The organism is Rhodocaloribacter sp. (assembly GCF_056451265.1).
Window position 1 is genome coordinate 1 of the sequence record NZ_JBWOPL010000026.1, and the last position, 21,023, is coordinate 21,023.

The window sequence follows — 21,023 nt, forward strand, 5'->3', positions numbered from 1 at the left end:
CAGGCGGGCGGCCCTCGGGTGCCACGCCGGGGCGGGCCACCGGGCAGGCTCGGGAGGCGTGGCGGCGGACGGCCGCGCGGCAAGGTCCACGTCGGAGAGTTCGAGCGTGAAGGCACGGTCGAGCACCTTGCGGCTGAAGCCGTGGGCGCTCTCGTCCATGTTCACCGTGCCGACGAGCGCGACGTTCGGCGCGAGACGGACGCCGGCCCATGCGCCGGCGGCGGGGGCGAGGTGGGCTTCGAGCAGCGGCGGGCTCTCGAAGCCGCCTTCGGGCGCGGGCCGCCGGTCCTCGATGCGGCTGAGCACCTCGGCGAAATAGTGCTCGACCGGGGCCAGGTTCATCTCATCGACGATGCACGTCAGATGCCGCTCCGGTCGGTCCATGGCCTCGCGGGCGACGGCGAGCACTGCGCCGGGGCGGAACGCCCCCTGAAGGTCCACGTAGCCGAGCACGTCGGCGCTGTCGGTCCAGTCGGGGCGCACGGGCACGAGCCGCGCCGATCCGCCGGTGGCTTCCTCGACGAGCGCGGGCAGCCGCGACTTCCCGACGCCCGTCACGCCCGCGAGGATGACGAAAGGTTTCGTGCGGAGCGCCGTCACGTACGCCGCCACCTGCCACGGCTCGTACACGAACCCCCGCGCCTCGACGTATGCGATCAGCGCTTCGAGGGCCGCCGCCCGGTCGAACGCCGTCGCGGGCGCATACCGCGCCGCCGACTCCCTCACCTCGGGCGTCTCCGCACGCGCCTCCCGGTACGCCTCGTACGCCTCGAACATCTGCTCCAGATCCGTCGCCTCGCGCACGCGCACCAGAAACTCGAGCACCTTCGCATCGATCGCCGGAAGAGGGTGAACGACCTGTTGCACGACGGCCCGGAAGTCGCCGTCGTAGTCGCGCGTGACTTCGAGCTTGTCGTGGAAGGCTTCGTACGAGACCCACGCCTCCTCCGAGAGCGTCACGAGCGGGCGGACGCGAAGGCGGTGCGGATAATGCCCGCCTCGCACGAGCGGCGTCGCGTCCTCGAAGGCCGTCCCCACCGCCTCGAACATCCCCGCGATGACCTTGAGGCCGGAGAGATAGGCGAAGATGCGGTCGCCGGGGCGGATCATCGCCAGCCGGGGCCGTCCCACCCGACGCAACGCGAACGTGCGGGTCTTGACGAACACCGGATAGTTCTCGGGGGAAACGGACCAGAGCCAGCTTGCCATGCGGGGAGCGGGTGCGTGAAGGGATCGCCGCGCAAAGTACTGCAGAAAAGGGGAAACGGGAAACGCGACGCGGGGTTCGCCGTCGGGGGACTCACCGGCGTTCTCGCTCACAGGGTCGTCCCCCGTCGACGGAAGGGGAGACGGCCTGCAGGCGGCGCGTCAGATCCGGCACGCGCATCGGCTTGCTCAGATAATCGTCCATGCCTGCGGCGAGGCAGCGTTCCCGGTCTTCCTGCATGGCGTTGGCCGTGAGCGCCACGATGTACGGCTGCCGGTCTTCGGCAAAGGTGCGTCGGATGCGTTGCGCGGCCTCCAGGCCGTCCATTTCCGGCATCTGCACGTCCATGAGCACCACATCGTAGGGCTGCCGCTCCAGCGCCTCGATGACCTCGAGACCGTTGGCCACTGCATCGACGCGATAGCCCAGGTGTTCGAGCAGTTGAAGCGCCACCTGCTGGTTGATGAGGTTGTCTTCGGCGAGCAGGATGCGGAGCGGATGTCGCTCGGCCAGTTTCCGGCTTTCGGGCAGCGGGCTCTGCCTCGACGGCAGAGCGCCGTCCCCCGGTTTCGGCGCGAAGACCGCGACGAGGGCGTCGTGCAGTTGGCGGCGTTTGAGCGGTTTGGCGAGCGAGGCGTGCCGGCAGGCGACCCCGTCATTTTTCATCGTCTCCAGCGTCGAAAGGGAGGTCAGCAGGATGATCGGCGTTGCGCCGAAGGCCTCGCACAGTCGCTTGGCCGGCGAGGCGCCGTCCATCTCCGGCATCTGCGCATCAACGAGGGCGACCTCGAAGGGGCCTTCGGCGGCATACCGCGCCAGCGCCGCCTCGCCCGTGTCCGCCGTCGCCGGGAGCATGCCCCAGGCGCTCAGCCACTGCGCCAGCATCTCCCGGGCCACGGCGCTGTCGTCCACCACCAGCGCCCGCCGCCCCGCGAGCACCGGCGCGGGCGTCGGCTCGTCCCCCGGGGCCGGCCGCGCCGGCAGCGTGAAGCAGAACGTCGCCCCCGCGCCCTCGGCACTCTCGACCCAGATCGTCCCGCCCATGGCTTCGACGAGGCGCTTCGAGATGGCCAGCCCGAGCCCGGTGCCGCCGTGCTTCCTCGTGTCTGTCGGGTCGAGCTGCGAGAACGCCTTGAACAGCCGCCCGCGCCGATCGGCCGGGATGCCGATGCCGGTGTCGCGCACGGCGAAGCGGAGCCGGACGACGTCGCCCTCGCGATGTCCCCGCACCGCGATCACCACCTCGCCGCGCTCGGTGAACTTGACGGCGTTGCTCACGAGGTTGACGAGCACCTGCCGCACCCGCGTTACGTCGCCTTCGATGCGGGCAGGCATCCCGTCGTCGAACAGATACGCCAGTTCGATGCCCTTCTTCGCGGCGCGGGCGGCGAAGAGGTCGAGCGTCTCCTCGACGCACCGCCGGAGGTCGAACGGCTGCACGTCGAGCGCCAGCTTGCCCGCTTCGATCTTGGAGAAGTCGAGGATGTCGTTGATGATGGCGAGGAGGGCCTCGCCGCTGGCGCGGATGGTCTCGACCCCGCCCCGCTGCTCCACGCTCAGCGACGTGTCGAGGAGCAGGCTCGTCATGCCGATGATGGCGTTGAGCGGCGTGCGGATCTCGTGGCTCATGTGGGCCACGAACATGCTCTTGGCGCGGTTGGCGGCTTCGGCGGCGGCCTTGGCCCGTTTGAGTGTGTCCTCCGCCTGTTTGCGGTCGGTGATGTCGCGGGCGATCTTGACGAAGCCCTTCAGCATGCCGCTCTCTTCCCGGAGCGCCGTCAGCGTCACGTCGGCCCAGAAGAGGGTGCCGTCTTTGCGCATGCGCCAGCCCTGCGTCTCGCTGCGCCCGGCATAGACGGCCTCCTCGAAGAGCTGGTCGGGCAGGCCGAGCGCCACGTCCTGTTCGGTATAGAAACGGGAGAAATGCGCGCCGAGGACCTCTTCGGCCGAGAAGCCCTGGATGCGCGCGGCGCCGGCGTTCCAGGTGGTGATGCGCCCGTCCGGATCGAGGGTATAGATGGCGTAGTCCTTCGCGCTCTCGAGGATCAGGCGCAACCCCTCTTCCCGCTCGCGCAGCAGCTTTTCGGCCCGGTTGCGCAGGGCGATCTGCTCGTTGAGGATGCGGGCCACCGAGAGGACATCCTCCCCGACGAGGTCGTGGTCGAAGTCGTCGAGTTCGAGGGCGCGGATCGAGTCGTTGAGTTGCTTGAGCACGAGCGCCTGCTTTTCCAACTCCCGGAAGAGCCGGTCGTTGGCCTCGATCAGTTCCTCGGAGCTGATGTCCATCGAGCGCTGGAGGAGCTTGCGGTCGGCGTCGTGCTGTTCGTACGTCTCGTTGACCGCGCGCACGAACCTGCGCCAGGCGGGCGGGATCTCCGTCGCCTCGCCGAGCAGCTTCCGGATCTGCCGTTTGAGCAGCCGATGGGTGATCTCGTGGGCCTCCTCGCGCATCGTCCCGTTCTCCCGGATTATTCGATTTCTTTCATGATGGTGATGGTCATCGTCTGGTTGTGCAACTCGCACCATTCGGCGGACTCGGGCGGGGCCAGTTCGCCGTACGAATAGAAGCCGGTGATGACGGGCTGGGTCCCGAGCATCTCGCGCACGACCTCCGTCTCCTCTTCGGTGCGCTGGCCGAGGACGAGCTTGCGTCCCCAGCAGCTCACGCAGATGGCCAGCTCGGCGTTCTCGATGCGGCTGTCGCGCACGCAGTGCTCGGCGGCATAGGCCGCGCCGTCGACCAGGTCCTCGTAGGAGGCGCGCATGAAGCGGGCGCGCGCGCCCGTGGGCACGTCGCCGGCGAAGGTCATGCTCTGGTTCTCCTCGTCGATGGAGAGGATGGTCCGGACGAGCGTGCGGTCGCCGTCGGGCGTCCAGATGCACAGGGGAAAGCGGAGGGCGGCGCCGGGCAGCCCCTCGGCCAGCTCGCCGAGGTACCGCTTGTAGAGCGCCAGCGCCGAACGCCCGTCGAGTTCGTAGAGGACGTTCGCCTCGGAGCGGGTGATGCGCCGGACGGGGCCGAAGGGCGCCCATCCGCCCGAAGACCCGAAGCCCACGCGGAGGCGATCCCCATAGAAGCCCACGGCGGCGATGACCCCTTCGGTCGGGAGCGCGTCGAGGCCGACGAGGGTGCGCTCGAAGCGTACGCCGTCGCCGGCGAGGCCGCCGGTGAGCAGCACGCCGGGCGGGAGCCGCCGGTTGAAGCCCTGCGCCAGCGCGCTGCCGTTGACGAAGTGGCCGTCCGAGACCACGAAGACGAGCGCCAGCTCCGGCGCGGCGAGGCGCTCGGCCAGCATCCGGCCCGCCGCAAAGCTGTCCGCCACGTCGTCGATGCGGATGCTCGTGGCGCGGATCCGCGTGTGGGCGAAGCGCACCGCCGTCACCGTGAGGCGGTCGTCGCTCACCTCCGTGTCGAGGATCTCGCCGGAGGTCGAACCGAGCATGAGGTGCGCCTCCGGATACCACGCCCGCACCTGCCTGAAGAGACGCGCGTCGGCCACGCGCTCGCGGCTGCCGAAGACGAGCACCCAGTCCGCCGCCGCGCCGAGCGCGGGCGCGCCGGAGGACTGCCATCCCTCTCCCGGGATGAAATATCGCTGTTCGATCTGCATACGGACGTTTCCTCCTTGAAGACGGCAGACTACGAAAAAGCCGGGGCTTCGGATGCGGGCCTCCCAATATACGAGGCCAACACGGGAATGCGCTCGGTTTCCACCGTGAAGACGCGGACGGGCGCGGAAGCCGCTGCGTTTGTCGCGCGCGTCGCGGCGCCCGGCCCGGCGTATGACACGGGGTCGACGCAACCTGCGCCTAACTTGGCGGGTTCAAGGCTCGCTACGTCCACCAGCCCCATCGCCATGTCCCTTTCCGACGCCGACCATCGCTTCAGGATCGTCTCCGACTTCGAGCCTACGGGCGATCAGCCGCGCGCCATCGCGGAACTCACCGAGGGCCTGCGCCGCGGCGATAAATACCAGACGCTCCTCGGCGCGACGGGTACGGGAAAGACCTTCTCCGTCAGCCACGTCATCCAGAACCTGAACCGCCCCACGCTGGTGATGAGTCACAACAAGACGCTCGCCGCCCAGCTCTATGCCGAGTTCACCCAGTTCTTCCCCGACAACGCCGTCGAATTTTTCATTTCGTACTACGACTATTACCAGCCCGAGGCCTACATCGTCCACTCCGACACATACATCGAGAAGGACATGGCCATCAACGACCGGATCGACCGGCTGCGGCTGCGGGCCACGAGTTCGCTCATCTCCGGGCGGCCCGACGTGATCGTGGTCGCCTCGGTCTCGTGCATCTACGGCCTCGGCTCGCCCGAAGAATACCGCTCGCAGATCGTGCAGGTCCGGCAGGGGCAAGAGATCGTCCGCAACGAGCTGCTTCGCGACCTCGTGCAGATCTATTATACCCGCAACGACGTCGCGTTCGAGCCCGGCGCCTTCCGCGTGCGCGGCGACGTGGTGGACGTCTTCCCGGCGTACCTGGAGGACCTCGCCTATCGCATCACGTTCTGGGGCGACGAGGTGGAGAAGATCAGCGTCATCGATCCGGCCACCGGGCGAGCGCTCCGCGAGGAGACGATGCTCACGATCTATCCGGCCAAAATCTTCGTCACGCCGCCGGATCGGATGGAGCGGGCCGTCGCCTCCATCGAGGAGGAGCTTCGCTGGCGGCTGGCCGTGCTTCGCAACGAGGGGCGCGTCGTGGAGGCGCAACGGCTGGAGCAACGGACGCTCTTCGACCTCGAGATGATGAAAGAGGTGGGCTATTGCGCCGGCATCGAAAACTATTCGCGCCACCTCTCCGACCGCAAACCCGGCGAACGTCCCTATTGCCTGTTCGACTATTTCCCCGACGACTTCCTGCTCGTCGTCGATGAGAGCCACGTGACGATCCCGCAGGTGCGCGCCATGTACAACGGCGACCGCGCCCGCAAGCTGACGCTCGTCGAGCACGGCTTCCGTCTTCCCTCGGCCCTCGACAACCGCCCGATGACGTTCGAGGAGTTCGAGGCGGCGCACCACCGGGTCATCTTCGTCAGCGCCACCCCCGGCGACTACGAACTCGAAAAAAGCGGCGGCGTCTTCGTCGAACAGGTGATCCGCCCCACCGGCATCCCCGACCCCGAGGTGGAGGTGCGTCCCACCGAAAATCAGATCGACGACCTTCTCGACGAGATCCGGGGGGTCGTCGAGCGGGGCGCGCGCGTGCTCGTGACCACGCTCACCAAACGCATGGCCGAGGACCTGACCGACTACCTCGACTCGTTCGGCGTCCGCGTGCGCTATCTCCATTCCGACATCGACGCGCTCCAGCGGGTGGAGATCCTCCGCAACCTGCGCCTGGGCGACTTCGACGTGCTCATCGGCGTCAACCTCCTGCGCGAGGGGCTCGACCTGCCCGAGGTGGCGCTCGTGGCCATCCTCGACGCCGACAAGGAGGGCTTCCTGCGCAGCGACCGCTCGCTCATCCAGACGGCCGGGCGCGCCGCCCGGAACGCCGAGGCCAAGATCATCCTCTACGGCGACACCGTCACCGGCTCGATGCAGCGCATGATGGACGAGACGAACCGCCGGCGCGCCCTCCAACTCGCCTATAACGAGGCGCACGGCATCACGCCGAAGACCGTCTACAAAAGCCGCGAGCAGATCCTCCGAGGCACCGTCATCGCCGAAGAAAAATACGACGAAGCCGGCGGCCCCGGCGCGCATTATTACGCCGGGCCGGACGAGCACGCCATCATCGCCGACCCCGTCGCCAAATACCTGAGCGACGATCAGAAGCGGGACCTCCTTGCGCAGCTCGAACGCGAGATGCGCGAAGCCGCTGAAAACCTGGAGTTCGAGCGCGCGGCCGAGCTCCGGGACAGCATGGCCCGGTTGGCGTCTCAAATCAAGCAATGAGCGGGCGACGGGCGGCGATTTCGGGCCTGAGAAAGAAAGGGTTAAGAAAGGATGACCCCCTTTGCGCATCTTGTTATTTTCCGGTAAAATCGCTATTTACAGGGAATAGTGACTCCTCCCCCTTCGCCGCCGGCGTTGCCCGCTCAAAGATGTGCCGTTCTAAATGACGGGAACGCCGGGCCACTAAAGAACCGGGCATGAAGCTTGTGCCCCTGTCGTGTATTCTATCATGAGCCCTCTACCCATGCCTTCCGGTCTTCTCTCTCGCTCCACGCGCTTCTTTCCCGCCCCCCTGTGGCTCCTGTTCGGGTGGATCGGTTTATGGGCCGCGCCCGAAGCCGCCCGGGCCCAGGTTCAGGTTCAGGACATTGCCGTCGAGAGCCGCTTCCAGGGGGACTTCGGCGGGCACTTCGCACGCGGCCGCGCCCTCGTCGGCGCCGACTTCGACCTCGACGGGCGCATCGACTTCTTCGTCGGAAACCCCGGCGACGAGTCGTTCATCCTGCGCAACGTGGAGCGGGCCGGGCGCACGCAGTTCCTCCTCACGCAGATCCTGCTCAAAGACGCGCTGGCCTGGGGCGCTTCCACCGCCGACTATGACAACGACGGCGACTACGACCTGTTCATCACCACCGGCGCCAACGAAGGCATCGGGCTCGACTATCTGTTCAAGAACATGTTCGTGGAGGAGGGGCGTCTTCGGTTTGAGGACGTCTCGGCGGAAGCCGGCGTCCAGGGGCCGCTCGACCTCAACGGCGACCCCATCGAAACCGCCAGCGCCAATGCCGACTGGTGCGACGTGGACCACGACGGCGACGTGGACCTCTTCGTCAGCGTCAACATCTGGAACGGCACGGGCATGGACGGCCCGGAGATCCTGCAATCGCCCGGCGACGCCGCGCCCGTCCCGCAGAACCTCCTCGGCTCCTATTCCACCGGGCAAAACCTCCTCTACCGGAACAACGGCGACGGCACGTTCAGCTACATCGCGCCGCTCGTCGGCTTGACCAAAGCCAAAAGCACCCGTCACTCCACGTTCATCGACATCGACAACGACGGCGACTGCGACCTGCTCGAGAACAATTACAACACGTCCAACTTCCTGTGGCGCAACCTGCTCGTGGAGACCGGCACGCTTCAGTTCGAAGACGTGACGGCGGAGTTTTCGCCCGAGGGTGAAGACCTCTCGTATCCCAAGCTTTCCTTTGTCAGTTGCGCGGCGGATTTCAACAACGACAGCTGGGAAGACCTGATACTCTTTATGCGCAATGACGGGCCGGAACCCGGCAGTCCCTACGAGGAAGGACACGCCCTCTTCCTCAACGACGCGGGGACCGGCTTTCGAAACGTGGCCCGGGAAGCCGGCATCAACGTCAACTACGTCTCGGCCAAAAATCAGGGCGTCATGGGCAGCCAGATCGGCGACGTCAATGCCGACGGCGTGCCGGACATCTACATCGGCAACGGCGGCCCTTCGCTGGGCACGAACGATCAGTTTTTTCTGAGCGCGTCCGCCGTCGGCGCGGACCCGGTCTATGAGGACTGGACGGCGAACATCGATTTCGAGGCTCCCGTCAACGCGCGCACGACGGCCAACTATCCCACCTATCCCTACCGCACGCACGGCACCGCCTTCGTCGACGTCGACGGGGACGGGCTGCTCGAAGTGGCCGTCGTCAACGGCGGCCCCGCCTTCGACCCGGACGATGACGAGATCCAACAACCCAACCGGCTGTTCAAGTTCGAGGGCTGGGACCCCGTCCCCAATTTCTTCAAGGTGCGCCCCGTCGGCGACGGCGTCCACGTGAGCAAGGACGCCATCGGCGCGCGGGTGAGCCTCCAGGTGGGCTTCGGCGCAGACCAGTCGTGGAACCTCTATCAGACGCAGCGGGGCAGCAGCTGCTTCTCGGCCCAGAACGGCTTCGACCTCTTCTTTGGTCTGGACAATGCCGATCTGATCAAAGAGGTGCAGGTGAACTGGCCCGACGGCACGAGCACGGTGATCTCGGACGGCCTGGCGGTCAACGGCGCCATCGTGGTGCACTACGACGGCACGGTGGAGCAAGCGACCCCGCGCCGCGTCGCGCCCGAGGCCCCCGCCCGCCTCGAGGCCGCGCTTGCCGCCGGGACGCCGCGCGCTTTCGCCCTCTCGGAGGCGTATCCGAACCCGTTCAACCCATCGACGCGCATCACGTACGCGCTGCCCGAAGCCGCGCACGTGCGGCTGAAGGTCTACGACGCGCTCGGCCGTGAGGTGGCCACGCTGGTCGACGGCCTCACGGCGGCGGGCCGGCACAGCGCCGTCTGGCGCGCCGACGCCGTGCCGAGCGGCCTCTACCTCTACCGTCTCGAAGCGGGTTCGTTCAGCCGGACGCGCACCATGCTCCTCCTCAAATGAGCCGTCTCGCCTCGTCGCGTATTCTTCATGGAGAATGTCGCCGGGCGAACCAGCCTCCGTGTTGCGCGTTCTAATGCGGCACTTTATATTTGCCGGTCCAACGACGTTGGCAGTCTCTCCGGAGAGGTGGGTGAGTGGCTGAAACCACCGGTTTGCTAAACCGGCGTACCTCTAATCGGGGTACCGAGGGTTCGAATCCCTCCCTCTCCGCCGTTCAAAAGCCGGACCCTCGGGTTCGGCTTTTTTTATGCCCGCCCCCGCTCGTATGACATAGCATGTTCATCCCGCTCATGCTATACTGCGGCAACAGCTTCTCCCGGAGGAACGAGCCATGAACGACGCACCCTTGACCCCGCCCGCCGGATACGACTTCTGGACCCGGCAGCTCGACCTGCTCGGCGACCGCGAGCCGCTCGGCGTGCTGGCCCAGACCCCCGACGTGCTGGCGATGATCGTGGCTGCCTATCCGGGGGACGTGCTCCGGAAACGCCCCTTCGCCGATCAGTGGACGCCGTGCGAAATCTTCGGTCACCTCGTCGACACGGAGTGGGTCTTCGGCTTTCGCATCCGCACCACCCTCCTCGACGAGACTCCGGTGCTCATGCCGGTCGATCAGGATCGATGGGTGGCCGGGCAACGGCACAACGACACCGACCTGCGCGACCTGCTCAACCGTTTTCAGATGCTCCGGACGATCAATCTCGACCTGTGGCGCGCGCTCCCGCCCGAAGCCCTGACGCGCACGGCCCGCCACCGGGAGGCGAACGTGCCGCTCTCTGCCGGGCAGATGCTCCGGATCCTCGCCGGACATGATCTGTATCATCTCCTTCAGATGAAAAGGTCCGTAAAAGCCATACGAGACGAATCCCTCACAATGGCACACTAAAATGGCACACTAAAACGCATTCCTCGCGCGTTTACCCGCTGTTCGCCCGGCCCTTTCCCTGCTCCGGCGCGCAACCTTTTCGCTGCTGCGACGCACACCAACCGAGGCTCAATACGACTTCGACAGGCACTCCACGATGCGGAATTTTTGGCGTGAATACGGCTTGATTGCCTTCCTCATCGTCATCGCCATGGCGGGTTACCTGTTCTATTATCAGGCGCGGGGAGACGTCCTGGCAACCTCCCTGAACATGGTTGGTGATCGCCTCATTACGATGGTTCTGGGCGGCGAGCGTGCTTCCGGTCTGATCGATCAATTCAAGACGAACTGGCTCGGCCAGGATGACCACGCGCCCCCTTCGGACTATACGCTGGCCGAGGCCGATACGCCCGTTACGGACGAAGCCCCGACGAGGAACGGCGAGATCGGGAGCACGCCGCCCCCCGCGCGCGCTTCGGCAGCCGCCACGCCCGCGCCGACGGCGCCTCCCGAACCGATAGCCTCACCCCTCGCCCCCGCCGACGCCGACATGAGCGTTTTTGCGGAGGAGATCCGCCGGGTGTTTCCGGATGATCCCGAACTCCGGCAAAAGCTGAGCGAGCACGTGCACCTCAGCTTTGAGGACGGCCTGCGGATCACCATCGACCGTGAGGCAAAGCAGCTGATGCGGGAAGAGGACCTCAAGCAGTTCTTCGCGGCGATCCGGAAGCTGGAGCGGCAGAAACGGGCGCTATGGGCAGAGACCCTCGCTCGCGTCATCCGAAAGCGCGATGAGGTCCAACATCACGCCATGGACATGATGCGCGCGGACTCCGGCGCCGCCCGTGAAGCGCCCGACCCGCAGCTCGACCCGGCGCATCGGATCGCCATGGGGCAGGTGCAAAAGAGCATCCTCGCGTTCCAGGAAGCGGCCCGGGGGAAAGCCCTCGCCTCCCTGGCGACGCTCCGGCGTCTGGCCATGCTCCGGCGCGTGTCGCCCGCCACGCACGACTCGATGCGCCTCGCCGTACGGCAAGCCATGAACGAGGTCCTTGCGCGCGCCCGGGCCGCTTCCGGAGAACTCGCCCGCCATGCGGGCCGCGAGAGCTTCGACACGGCCATGGAAGCCTATCGGCGTCAACTCGACACCTATCTCGAAACCTATGAGGCGCGCCTGGAATCCGTTCTCGACTCCCTCGAGACGACGACGGAGGAGCGGGTCGAGGCGCATCCCCGGGGCCCCTTCGCCGCCGTGTATGCGCGGGCTGCCGAACGCAACGGCCGTCCGCGCCCGCTGTGAGGGCAAAGGGAGCGCCCGGCGCGAAGGTCTGAAAGCGATTCCGGGATTACGGAAAAATACCCATTTCAAGGTACGAGACGGCCACTTTGTCGATGGCATTGATGAACGCCGCCGTGCGCAGGTCCACCCCGTGCCGCTTCCGGAGCTCCCGGATCTCGCCATAGGCGTCGATCATCGTCTCTTCGAGGCCCGAGTTGACCAGGTCCACCTCGTCGGCGCCGTGGGCCACCTCTTCGAACATCTCCGGGGCGAACTTCTTGCCGGTCACCTGCTCCACGGCGCGCATGAGTTTCTCATTGATGCTTTGCTCGAAGCGACGGCTCATGCGCCCGAAACGAACGTGCGAGAGGTTGCGCAGCCATTCGAAGTACGAGACCGTCACACCGCCTGCGTTGAGGTACACGTCGGGAATGATGAGGACGTTCTTTTCAAGCAGGATCGCGTCGGCGGCGGCGGTGACGGGGCCGTTGGCGGCTTCTCCGATGATCTTCGCCTGGATGCACAGGGCGTTGTCGGAGGTGATCTGCCCTTCGAGCGCTGCCGGGATCAGGATGTCGCACGGCAGTTCGAGCGCGTCGGCGCTTCGCTCGAGGTTCTGCGCGCCGGGGAAGTCGAGGATCGAGCCCGTTTCCTTGCGGTGCGCCGCCACGGCTTCGACGTCGAGCCCCTCGGGGTTATAGATGGCGCCTTCATACTCGGCCAGCGCGACGATGGTGGCTCCGCCCTCCTGCATGAACTTGGCGGCGTGGTAGCCGACGTTGCCCAGTCCCTGCACCACCACGGTCTTGTCGCCGAGGCCCGGCTGGAGGCCGAGGGCGGCCATGTCGTCGGCATAGCTGCACGCCTCGCGGATGCCGAAGAAGACGCCGCGGCCCGTTGCCTCGGTGCGCCCGCGCACGCCGCCCTGTCCCACGGGCTTGCCCGTCACACAGGCCAGCGCATCGAGCGTGTCCGAACTGATGGTGTTGTACGTGTCGAGGATCCATGCCATCTCGCGCGGGCCGGTGCCGTAGTCCGGCGCGGGCACGTCCACGCCCGGCCCGATGAAGTTCTTCCGGATCAACTCGTACGTGTATCGCCGCGTGACGCGCTCGATTTCCGCTTCCGAATACTTGCGCCGGTCGATTTTGACGCCCCCTTTGGCTCCTCCGAAAGGCACGTTGACGATGGCGCACTTGTACGTCATCAGCGAGGCCAGCGCCATCACCTCATCCTCGTTCACCGCCGAGGCATATCGGATCCCGCCCTTGACCGGCAGCTTGTGATGACTGTGCTCGGCCCGGTACGCCTGGATCGTGTCGATGGAGCCGTCATCCCGTTTGAGCGGAAAAGTCATATGATAGACGCTATTGCATATCTTGATCTGACTCAGCAAGCCGACGGGGTGCTTCGTATGCGCAGCCGCCTTTTCGAACATGAGGTCTACTTGCGCGAGAAAGCTTTCATGGGCCATGAGCGGTTCCTCCTGACGGTGGTTGTTTGAGCACGTGAGCGATGACGGGGCTTCAAGGGAACATTTATGCCGAAAAGAATACGCACAACCGCCGCGCGATACAAGCCTGTTGCCGCACGGAAAAAACGCCCGGCAGAGCGTCTTTCGAAGAAAAGACGGAGACCGGGAACGGAGGGTCCATCATTGCCTGTGAGCACGCCTGTGAAGACGTCCCGCGATGTTTTGCGCTGCCGGGGGCGAAACCTCCTTCTGGCGACGGTGATGGGGCTGTGCGCCGTGTGGGGCGTGACGCCCGCGGTCGCACAGATGCCGGAGCGGATCGCGGGGAGAGGCCGGCCCACCATCGGCGTGGCGTTCAGCGGAGGCGGGGCGAAGGGCTTCGCCCACATCGGCGTGCTGAAGGTGCTCGAAGAAGCCGGCGTGCCGGTCGACGTGGTGACGGGCACGAGCATGGGCAGCATCGTCGGAGGGCTGTACGCCGTCGGCTATTCGCCTGCGAGCATTGAAAAGATGGTGCTCGAGCAGGACTGGAACGCGCTCTTCGGAGACGTGACGTTGCGCCGCCTGCCCCCCATCGACCGGCGCCTGCCGCAGGGGCGCTATGCGCTCACGCTCCCGCTGAGCGGCCGCCGCGTGCAATTGCCGCGCGGGCTCGTGGCCGGGCAGCAGATCTCCATGCTGCTGACGCGCCTCCTGCTGCCGGTCCGCAACGTGCGCGACTTTCGCGCGTTGCCTCGCCCGTTCGCCTGTGTGGCCACCGACCTCGAAACGGGGGAGGGCGTCCGCCTCGAACACGGCTTCCTGCCCCGCGCCATCCGCGCCAGCATCGCCATCCCGAGCGTCTTCGCTCCCGTCACGTTTCAGGGACGCACCTTCATCGACGGCGGCGTCGTGCGCAACCTGCCCGCCGAGGACGCCCGCGCCCTCGGCGCCGACCGGGTCATCTGCGTGGACGTGAGCGACCGCCTGCTGCCTGCCGACAGCCTCCACTCGCTCGTGGAAGTGCTCCGGCAGGTCGCCAATTTTCAGATCGGCGTCTCGACGCGCATCCAGGAAAACTACTGCGACCTCGTCATCCATCCGGACATGAGCGGCTTCGACAGCTTCAGCTATGACGCCGCGCCGGAGATCATACGCCGGGGCGAGGACGCCGCCCGCCTCGCGCGCCGCGCCCTCCAGCCGCTGGCCGCCCCTGCCGCCTCCCCGCCACACCTTCCGCCGCCCGTCCTCCCCGACTCGCTTCGCATCGACCGCATCGACATCCGAAACCTCTCGCCCGATCTCGAAAAACAGGTGCGTGGACTGCTCCGCCTCCACCTCCCCGCCTTCCTCACCGTGGACGACATCGAGGAGATCGTCCACAACATCTATGCGCTTCGGCTTTTCGATTACGTGGTCTATCAACTCGACCCCGGCGACGATCCCGGCGGGCAGACGCTCGTCATCGAGGCCGCCGAAGACCCGGGCGAGCACCTCGGCGTGAGCCTCCGATACGAGACCCACCTCAAGGCTGCCCTCCTCGTGAGCGCGTTCTTCCGCAACCGACTTCGCTTCGGCTCGCGGCTCGGCGTGGACGTGCGGCTCGGCGAGGTCTTTCGCACGAACCTCGTCTTTGCCTATCCGCTGCGCCGCCGCCCCGACCTCGACCTGCGCTTCACCGCGCTCTTCGCCGACGTGCCGTTCGACATCTTCGAGAACAACGTGCGCACGCTCAGCCTTCGCACCGAGTCGCGGGTGGCCGCCGTCTCGCTCGACCTCGTTCCCGCCCGTCCCCTCTTGCTCTCCGGCGGCCTCCGGGGCGAGTTCTTCAACGCCGATCAGTCCGTGGGACGTCTCGACGCGCTCAACCTGAGGCGCGGCCTCCTCGGCGTCAATGTGCTCCTCCTCTTCGACACCTTCGACCACCCGGACTTCCCCGCACGAGGCCTTCAGGTGACGGCGCTCTCAGCGTTCTTCGATCGGCGGTGGGGGAGCGGCGTGACGTTCTCCCACCACACGCTGCTCGGACAGGTGCGCGCGCCCCTCACCGGACGCCTCACGCTCTTCGGACGCTTCGGGGTCGGGCACAATGCCGGCGCGAACACGCCGCTCCACTACCGCTTCTATCTCGGCGGATCCGGAGTGGGCGGATCTTCAGCCTTCGGGCTGTGGCAGGATCGCCAGCTCCCGCTCCTCGGCTTCGAGATCCAGCAACTGGCCGGGCGAAACATGCAGATGGCGGGCCTGGGGCTCCAGTTCGAGGTGCGAAGCAACCTGTACACCTCGTTCCAGTGGAACGCCGCGCGCGTCATGGAGCGATGGACGTGGCGGCTCGAACCTTCCGCCTTCCACGGCGGCTTCGGACTCCAGTTCGGCGCGAAGACGCTCATCGGTCCGGTGGTGCTCACGATGATGAGCCGCCGTCCCTTTGGCTCCTACGCCTTCAAGATCGATGTGGGCTATCGGTTTTGAGGGGCGGCGGCTTCAGGCGGGGATGCGCCGCACGGAAGGGCTGTATTTTTCGAGCGCGGCGGTGTTGAAGACGACGACGTGGTCGCCGGGGCGAATGACCTCGCGTTCGACGAGGGGGCCGAGGGCGGCCAGGCACGCCGCGCCTTCGGGGCAGATGCTCCACCCCTTCGCCCGCACCGTCTCGCGGAGCGCCGCCGCGATCTCGGCGTCGGTGACGGCGACGGCGTGGCCGCGGCTCCGATAGAGGATGTCGAGCACGCGGAAATGGCCCACGCCGCCGGCCACGTTCAGGCCCGTGGCGATGGTCTCGCCCGGCTCCACCGGCGCGGCGTCCGCCGCATGCGCCTCGAAGGCCCGCACCACCGGGGGCGTGCTCGCACTTTGCACGCTCACGATGCGCGGGCGTCGCGCGTCGATGAGGCCGAGCGCTTCGAGTTCGTCGAACGCCTTCCACATGCCGAGGATGCCCGTCCCGCCGCCGGTCGGGTACACGATCACGTCGGGGAGCGACCACTGCGTCTCGCCGGGGGGCGGCTCGGCCAGTTCGAGCCCCATCGTCTTCTTCCCCTCGATGCGCCATCCCGGCTCCTGAAACGTGGCGACGCTGAAAAAACCGTCGGAGAGGTATTTCTCCCGCATGAGCGCGCCCGCCTCTCGGATGGTGCCCGCGACCACGTCGAAGTGAACGTTCGGGGACTGCCGGGCCAGGCGCGCCACGCTTTCGAGGATCGGCGCGTCGGTGTCTTCGGGCATGACGACGGCGACCTCCAGCCCCGCGGCCGACCCGTAGGCGGCGAGCGCATCGCCCGCGTTGCCCTGTGTGGGGACGGCCAGCTTCCGGAGGCCGAGCTTCCGCGCCATCGAGACGACCATTGCCATGCCGCGATCCTTGAAGCTCCGGGTGGGGTTATGGCCGGGCGCGCCCTCGTCTTTGATCTGAAGGTGAAAGCCCGCCCGCTTCGCCAGTGGATGATCGTCGTAGTCGAGCACCGGCGTGCCGCCCTCGCCGAGCGCGACGATGTGTCGCCGGTCTTCGGGGTCGGCGACGTCGAGCGGGAGGAGCGCGCCGAAGCGCCACATGTCGGGCCGCCCGGGGTGATGCCACGCCGCGTTCGGCTGCTCGGCGCGGAGGCGTTCGAGGTCGAGCACGATCTCGACGGGCCGCCCGTCGACGGGGCTCAGGTTCATGATCGTGTCGGGCGGGTATGCGTCGCCGGAGCCGAGCCCGCGGAGAGAGCGAACGTACGTCATGCTTTGGAGAGGTCGAAGAGCGGGAGGGAGCGGGATCGGCTCGGGGAACGGATCGCCGCGCCTATGGTACGCCGCCGTGCCGCCACGCGCAAGAGACACGTTGCGGGAGAGGGGAATTATTACGTATGATGCCCGCCTGCTCCGCCTTTTCTTTCGCCCATGCCCATCGACGCAAAGACGCGCCTCGTCCTGCTCCTCGGCGATCCGGTTGCGCACTCGCGCTCGCCGCTGATCCACAATGCCGCCTTCCGGCATCAAGGGGTGCGCATGGTGTATGTGGCCGCCCGCGTGGCGCGCGAAGATCTCGCGGCGGCGGTGGCGGGGGTGCGCGCGCTCGGCGTGGCCGGGGCGAACGTGACGATCCCGCACAAACAGGCGGTCGTGCCGATGATGGATACGCTTTCGCCGGAGGCCGAGGCCGTCGGGGCGGTGAACACCATCGTCTGCCGTCGCGAGGCGGGTGCGGTCCGGCTCCACGGCGACAACACCGACGTGGCGGGCTTCCTCGCGCCGCTGCGCCCGTACGCCGACCGGCTGCGGGGGGCGCCGATGACGGTGCTCGGCGCGGGCGGCGCGGCGCGGGCGGTGGTCTATGCGTTGCTGACGACCTTCGCCCCCGCGCGCCTGGCGGTGGTCGCCCGCGATCCGGCGAAGGCTTCTCGGCTTCTCGAAGCGTTCGCCGCACACGACGCCGGGGGAGCGCTCCGGGCCGTCGCGTGGGCCGGGGCGAAGGAGGCCGTGCGCACGAGCCGCCTCCTCGTCCATGCCACGCCCGTGGGCATGCATCCGGACGTGACGCGCACCCCGTGGCCTCATCTCACCGACTTCGGGCCGGGGCAGCTCGTGTACGACCTCGTCTATACCCCCGAGACGACCCGCCTCCTCCGCGAAGCCGCCGCGCGCGGCGCGACGACGCTCGGCGGCCTCGACATGCTCGTCGGGCAGGCCGCCGCCGCCTATACGCAGTGGACCCGCCGTCCCTTCCCCGACGCCGTGGCGCGCGCGGCGCTCCGAGCCGGTGCGGCTTCCGAAGACGCCGCATAAAAATCCGCTTCAGATTCCTTTCGGGGGGACGATACTACCGCATGAACCCTGGCAGTAGTGGTCCCATCGGTGCGCCGGCCTTCTCTGTCGTCTGTGTATTTCTTGGCTTGCGGGCGCGTTCTCCGCTCAGCTTTTTGCCGCTCTGCCTCGGTTCGCCCCCTGCCCAAGGTCATTAATCAGTGTGTCCGGGAGAGAGTCTCAAGCCAATGAACGTCATTCGAAAGGAAAACAAAGCCGCTGCGCTCGGTGCGCTCGAACTGAAATGCCCGTCGATGCCGCAGACGCTGCTCGAAGCAATGGAACTGATGCACCAACCGGAAGGCCCGCAGATGAAGCAGGTCATCCATATGGTGGAAAATGACCCCGCCGTGGTTGCCCGGCTCCTGCGCGTGGTCAACTCGGCGTATTACGGCCAGCGCGGCGACATCAAGAGTGTGCGGCGGGCCGTGGTGATCCTCGGCACCGTCTCCGTCACCGGCATCGTGATGAGCATGGGGATGAACGAGGTGCACGACTCGCTCGACGCCAACACCGCGCTGCCTTTCCTCAACCTCGTCCGTCACAGCGTCGCCACGGCTTTCCTTGCCCGGCACCTGATCGCGCATGAGACCGAGACCGAGTGCGCCCACCCCGACCTTCAGGATCGCCTCGGCGATGCCTATACAGCGGCGCTCCTCCACGACTTTGGCAAGCTCATCCTGCTCTACAACCATCCCGACGTGGCCGTCAGCCTCTACGGCAGCGACCGACGCGGCGACGGCTCCGAGGAGGAGTTTCTCGAACTTGAACGCTCGTGGTTCGGCTACGATCACGTCGAAACGGGGGTCTATCTGACGCGCCGCCTTCGCTTCCCCGAAGCGCTGACGACGGTCATCGCCCTCCACCATCGGGACCTCCATCTCGACGACGTGGATCCGTCCACGAAGCAACTGATCTACATCGTTAAGGCCGCCAACAAGGCCGCCAACGGCCTCGGCTTCGCCAGTAGTCGCCCGATCTCGTGGAAGACCTGCGCCCAGGATCCCATCTGGCCCCGGCTGATCGAAGAGCGCATCATTGGTTACTCCGATCCGGACTCGCTCCTTCAAGACCTGCTCGAACTCAATTCCGACCTCCGGGACTACGTGGACCTCGTGGTGTGAGTCGCAAGCGCAACGGACGCGCGGCATCGGAGAAAAGGGTGCGCGGCGGATCGTGCGCCGAACCCGGAAACGCCCTAACTTGCGGGGCGTCCGAAACGAGCCGACCGACCCCCATGATCGACCCGCGCACCCTGCCCGACCTCTCCGCCGAAGCTCTCCGCATCGCGCCGCTCGCACGCGCCGAGACCATCCCTGCGCGGTGGTACACCGACCCCGCGTTTCATCCCTTCGAACGCGACGCCCTCTTCGCCCGGTGGTGGCAGTACGTGGGGCACGAAAGTCAGGTCCCCAACCCCGGCGACTTCGTGTGCGCCGACGTGGCCGAGAACCCCGTGATCATCGTCCGGGACCAGGCGGGGGCGTTGCAGGCTTTTTATAACGTGTGCCGGCATCGCGGCGGCCCTCTCGCCATGGAACCGTGCGGACGGCTCCGCAAAGGCGTGCTTCAGTGCCGGTATCACGGATGGACCTACCGCCTCGACGGCGCCCTCCGCGGCGTGCCCCGCTTCGACCGAACCGACCTCTTCGACAGGGACGACTACGGCCTCGTGCCCGTGACGCTCGCCGTGTGGGAGGGCCTGCTCTTTGTCCGTCTCGCCGACGGCGGCCCGCCGCTCGACGTCCTCCTCGACGGCATCGCCGGGCGCATCGCGCCCATGCGCCCCGGCACGAAGACCTTCTTCCGCCGCGTCACGTACGACCTCGCCTGCAACTGGAAAGTGTACGTCGACAACTACCTCGAAGGCTATCACATCCCGCTCGTCCATCCCGAGTTGTGCCGCGTGCTCGACTACCGGGCATACGTCACCGAGACGGCGCGATATCACTCGCTCCAATACAGCCCCATCCGCGACGGCGCGCAATCGTACGGGACCGCCGAAGGAGAGGCGTTTTATTATTTCCTCTTTCCAAACATGATGCTCAACATGCTGCCGGGACGCCTTCAGGTGAACCTCGTCGTGCCTCTCGCCCCCGATCGGTGCCGGGTGGTTTTCGATTATTTGTACGACGACGTGACCTCGCCCGAGGCGCGCCGGGCCATCGAGAGCGACCTCGCCTTCAGCGACAGGGTGCAGGCGGAGGACATCGAGATCTGCGAACACGTTCAGCGCGGCCTCCGGTCGCGGGCGTACGACCGGGGCCGCTTCTCGGTCGAATGCGAGGCAGGCGTGTATCATTTCCAGTGCCTGCTCAAAGAGGCCTATCGCGAGGCGCTTGCGGAGGCGGCGGCATGAAGCGCCCGAGGCTCCTTCGCCCCGGCGTTTTCGCCGGTCTCCCCGGCCTTTGCGCCGCCTTCACCACGCGGCACGGCGGTGTGAGCGGGCCGCCGTACGCCTCGCTCAACCTCGGCCTGAGCACCGCCGACGACGCGGCCTGCGTTCGCGAGAACCGCCGACGGCTCGCCGAAGCGCTCGGCTTCGCCCCGGACGCGCTCGCCATCGCCGGACAGGTGCACGGCGCGGAGGTGCGCCCCGTGGACGCGCCCGGCCTCTATCCCGGCTTCGACGGGCTCGTGACCGCCGCGCCCGGCGTGCTCCTGTGCATCACCGCCGCCGATTGCGCCGCCGTCCTCCTCGCCGACGTCGGCGCGGGCGTCGTGGGGGCGTGCCACGCCGGGTGGCGCGGAGCCGCCGCGGGCATCGTGCCGGAGACGGTCGAGGCCATGAGGGCTCTCGGCGCTTCACCCGCGCGAATGCGCGCTTACGTCGGGCCGTGCATCTCGGCCCAACACTTCGAGGTGGGGCCGGAGGTCGCCGAACGGTTCGCGCCCGCCTTCGTGCGCCGTTTCCCGGGGAAAGACAGACCGCACGTCGACCTCCAGGCCGCGCTCGCCGCACAACTTGTCGGGGCGGGGCTTCCGCGCGACGCCGTCGAGGGGTCGGTGCACTGCACCTTTGCCGAGACGAACGACTTCTTCTCGCACCGCGCCGAAGGCGGCGTCACCGGACGCATGATGGGCGTGATCGGCCTTCGCGACGGCTGAGGTCCCTGGCCCC

Annotated in this window: 14 protein-coding genes and 1 tRNA gene; 10 read left to right on the forward strand and 5 right to left on the reverse strand. The window is 67.1% G+C overall.

Annotated elements, in window-relative coordinates; all coding sequences use genetic code 11:
* The 3 genes from AC1HIY_RS03680 to AC1HIY_RS03690 form a co-directional block, all read right to left on the reverse strand.
* The coding region (locus tag AC1HIY_RS03680) for an AAA family ATPase (RefSeq protein WP_479575358.1) at positions 1–1,209 on the reverse strand (1,209 nt) is incomplete at its 3' end.
* 91 nt (positions 1,210–1,300) lie between these two features.
* Complete coding sequence (locus AC1HIY_RS03685; RefSeq protein WP_479575359.1) at positions 1,301–3,658, reverse strand: response regulator; 2,358 nt, start codon at positions 3,656–3,658, stop codon at positions 1,301–1,303.
* Between the two features lie 17 nt (positions 3,659–3,675).
* Positions 3,676–4,818 carry an FIST signal transduction protein gene (locus tag AC1HIY_RS03690; RefSeq protein ID WP_479575360.1) on the reverse strand — a complete coding sequence of 381 codons (1,143 nt, stop codon included), beginning with the start codon at positions 4,816–4,818 and terminating at the stop codon, positions 3,676–3,678.
* A gap of 246 nt (positions 4,819–5,064) precedes the next feature.
* Between AC1HIY_RS03690 and uvrB the strand changes: the two genes are divergently transcribed.
* From uvrB to AC1HIY_RS03715, 5 genes are all read left to right on the forward strand, one after another.
* On the forward strand, positions 5,065–7,122 hold the full coding sequence (uvrB, locus tag AC1HIY_RS03695) for an excinuclease ABC subunit UvrB (protein WP_479575361.1): 2,058 nt from the start codon (positions 5,065–5,067) through the stop codon (positions 7,120–7,122).
* A 244-nt stretch (positions 7,123–7,366) separates the two neighbouring features.
* Positions 7,367–9,520, forward strand: a complete 2,154-nt coding sequence (locus tag AC1HIY_RS03700) for an FG-GAP-like repeat-containing protein (RefSeq protein ID WP_479575362.1) — start codon at positions 7,367–7,369, stop codon at positions 9,518–9,520.
* 120 nt (positions 9,521–9,640) lie between these two features.
* Positions 9,641–9,730, forward strand: a tRNA-Ser gene (locus AC1HIY_RS03705).
* Positions 9,731–9,851: 121 nt separating this feature from the next.
* Positions 9,852–10,406, forward strand: coding sequence for a DinB family protein (locus AC1HIY_RS03710; RefSeq protein WP_479575363.1), 555 nt, complete (start codon positions 9,852–9,854; stop codon positions 10,404–10,406).
* Positions 10,407–10,542: 136 nt separating this feature from the next.
* Positions 10,543–11,685, forward strand: a complete 1,143-nt coding sequence (locus tag AC1HIY_RS03715) for a hypothetical protein (protein ID WP_479575364.1) — start codon at positions 10,543–10,545, stop codon at positions 11,683–11,685.
* Positions 11,686–11,731: 46 nt separating this feature from the next.
* Here the strand turns inward: AC1HIY_RS03715 and AC1HIY_RS03720 are convergent, their stop codons facing one another.
* Positions 11,732–13,138, reverse strand: coding sequence for a Glu/Leu/Phe/Val family dehydrogenase (locus AC1HIY_RS03720; RefSeq protein WP_479575365.1), 1,407 nt, complete (start codon positions 13,136–13,138; stop codon positions 11,732–11,734).
* A gap of 201 nt (positions 13,139–13,339) precedes the next feature.
* Here AC1HIY_RS03720 and AC1HIY_RS03725 point away from each other — a divergent pair, with 201 nt between their 5' ends.
* Entirely contained in the window at positions 13,340–15,589 is a 2,250-nt protein-coding gene (locus AC1HIY_RS03725) for a patatin-like phospholipase family protein (protein WP_479575366.1), read from the forward strand.
* 12 nt (positions 15,590–15,601) lie between these two features.
* On the opposite strand, the gene AC1HIY_RS03730 is transcribed toward AC1HIY_RS03725, so the two are convergent.
* Positions 15,602–16,840 carry a threonine synthase gene (locus tag AC1HIY_RS03730; RefSeq protein WP_479575367.1) on the reverse strand — a complete coding sequence of 413 codons (1,239 nt, stop codon included), beginning with the start codon at positions 16,838–16,840 and terminating at the stop codon, positions 15,602–15,604.
* Positions 16,841–16,999: 159 nt separating this feature from the next.
* On the opposite strand from AC1HIY_RS03730, the gene AC1HIY_RS03735 reads away from it, so the two are divergent.
* The 4 genes from AC1HIY_RS03735 to pgeF all read left to right on the forward strand — a co-directional run bounded on the left by AC1HIY_RS03735 (position 17,000) and on the right by pgeF (position 21,010).
* Positions 17,000–17,884 (forward strand): shikimate dehydrogenase, encoded by an 885-nt coding sequence (locus AC1HIY_RS03735; protein WP_479575368.1) that lies wholly within the window; start codon positions 17,000–17,002, stop codon positions 17,882–17,884.
* A 206-nt stretch (positions 17,885–18,090) separates the two neighbouring features.
* Positions 18,091–19,026, forward strand: coding sequence for an HDOD domain-containing protein (locus tag AC1HIY_RS03740; RefSeq protein WP_479575369.1), 936 nt, complete (start codon positions 18,091–18,093; stop codon positions 19,024–19,026).
* 113 nt (positions 19,027–19,139) lie between these two features.
* On the forward strand, positions 19,140–20,261 hold the full coding sequence (locus AC1HIY_RS03745; RefSeq protein ID WP_479575370.1) for an aromatic ring-hydroxylating oxygenase subunit alpha: 1,122 nt from the start codon (positions 19,140–19,142) through the stop codon (positions 20,259–20,261).
* The gene (gene pgeF / locus AC1HIY_RS03750) at positions 20,258–21,010 is read left to right on the forward strand and encodes a peptidoglycan editing factor PgeF (RefSeq protein ID WP_479575371.1); all 753 of its coding nucleotides are present in this window, start codon (positions 20,258–20,260) and stop codon (positions 21,008–21,010) included. Before AC1HIY_RS03745 ends, pgeF begins: the two co-directional genes overlap by 4 nt.
* The last annotated feature ends 13 nt before the right edge of the window (positions 21,011–21,023 follow it).

What these genes read in the sequence shown, in the direction of transcription:
- AC1HIY_RS03685 (WP_479575359.1), bottom strand. Translation starts at nt 3,658, where the DNA reads ATGCGCGAGGAGGCCCACGAGATCACCCATCGGCTGCTCAAACGGCAG.
- AC1HIY_RS03690 (WP_479575360.1), bottom strand. Translation starts at nt 4,818, where the DNA reads ATGCAGATCGAACAGCGATATTTCATCCCGGGAGAGGGATGGCAGTCC.
- uvrB (WP_479575361.1), top strand. Translation starts at nt 5,065, where the DNA reads ATGTCCCTTTCCGACGCCGACCATCGCTTCAGGATCGTCTCCGACTTC.
- AC1HIY_RS03700 (WP_479575362.1), top strand. Translation starts at nt 7,367, where the DNA reads ATGCCTTCCGGTCTTCTCTCTCGCTCCACGCGCTTCTTTCCCGCCCCC.
- AC1HIY_RS03710 (WP_479575363.1), top strand. Translation starts at nt 9,852, where the DNA reads ATGAACGACGCACCCTTGACCCCGCCCGCCGGATACGACTTCTGGACC.
- AC1HIY_RS03715 (WP_479575364.1), top strand. Translation starts at nt 10,543, where the DNA reads ATGCGGAATTTTTGGCGTGAATACGGCTTGATTGCCTTCCTCATCGTC.
- AC1HIY_RS03720 (WP_479575365.1), bottom strand. Translation starts at nt 13,138, where the DNA reads ATGGCCCATGAAAGCTTTCTCGCGCAAGTAGACCTCATGTTCGAAAAG.
- AC1HIY_RS03730 (WP_479575367.1), bottom strand. Translation starts at nt 16,840, where the DNA reads ATGACGTACGTTCGCTCTCTCCGCGGGCTCGGCTCCGGCGACGCATAC.
- AC1HIY_RS03735 (WP_479575368.1), top strand. Translation starts at nt 17,000, where the DNA reads ATGCCCATCGACGCAAAGACGCGCCTCGTCCTGCTCCTCGGCGATCCG.
- AC1HIY_RS03740 (WP_479575369.1), top strand. Translation starts at nt 18,091, where the DNA reads ATGAACGTCATTCGAAAGGAAAACAAAGCCGCTGCGCTCGGTGCGCTC.
- AC1HIY_RS03745 (WP_479575370.1), top strand. Translation starts at nt 19,140, where the DNA reads ATGATCGACCCGCGCACCCTGCCCGACCTCTCCGCCGAAGCTCTCCGC.
- pgeF (WP_479575371.1), top strand. Translation starts at nt 20,258, where the DNA reads ATGAAGCGCCCGAGGCTCCTTCGCCCCGGCGTTTTCGCCGGTCTCCCC.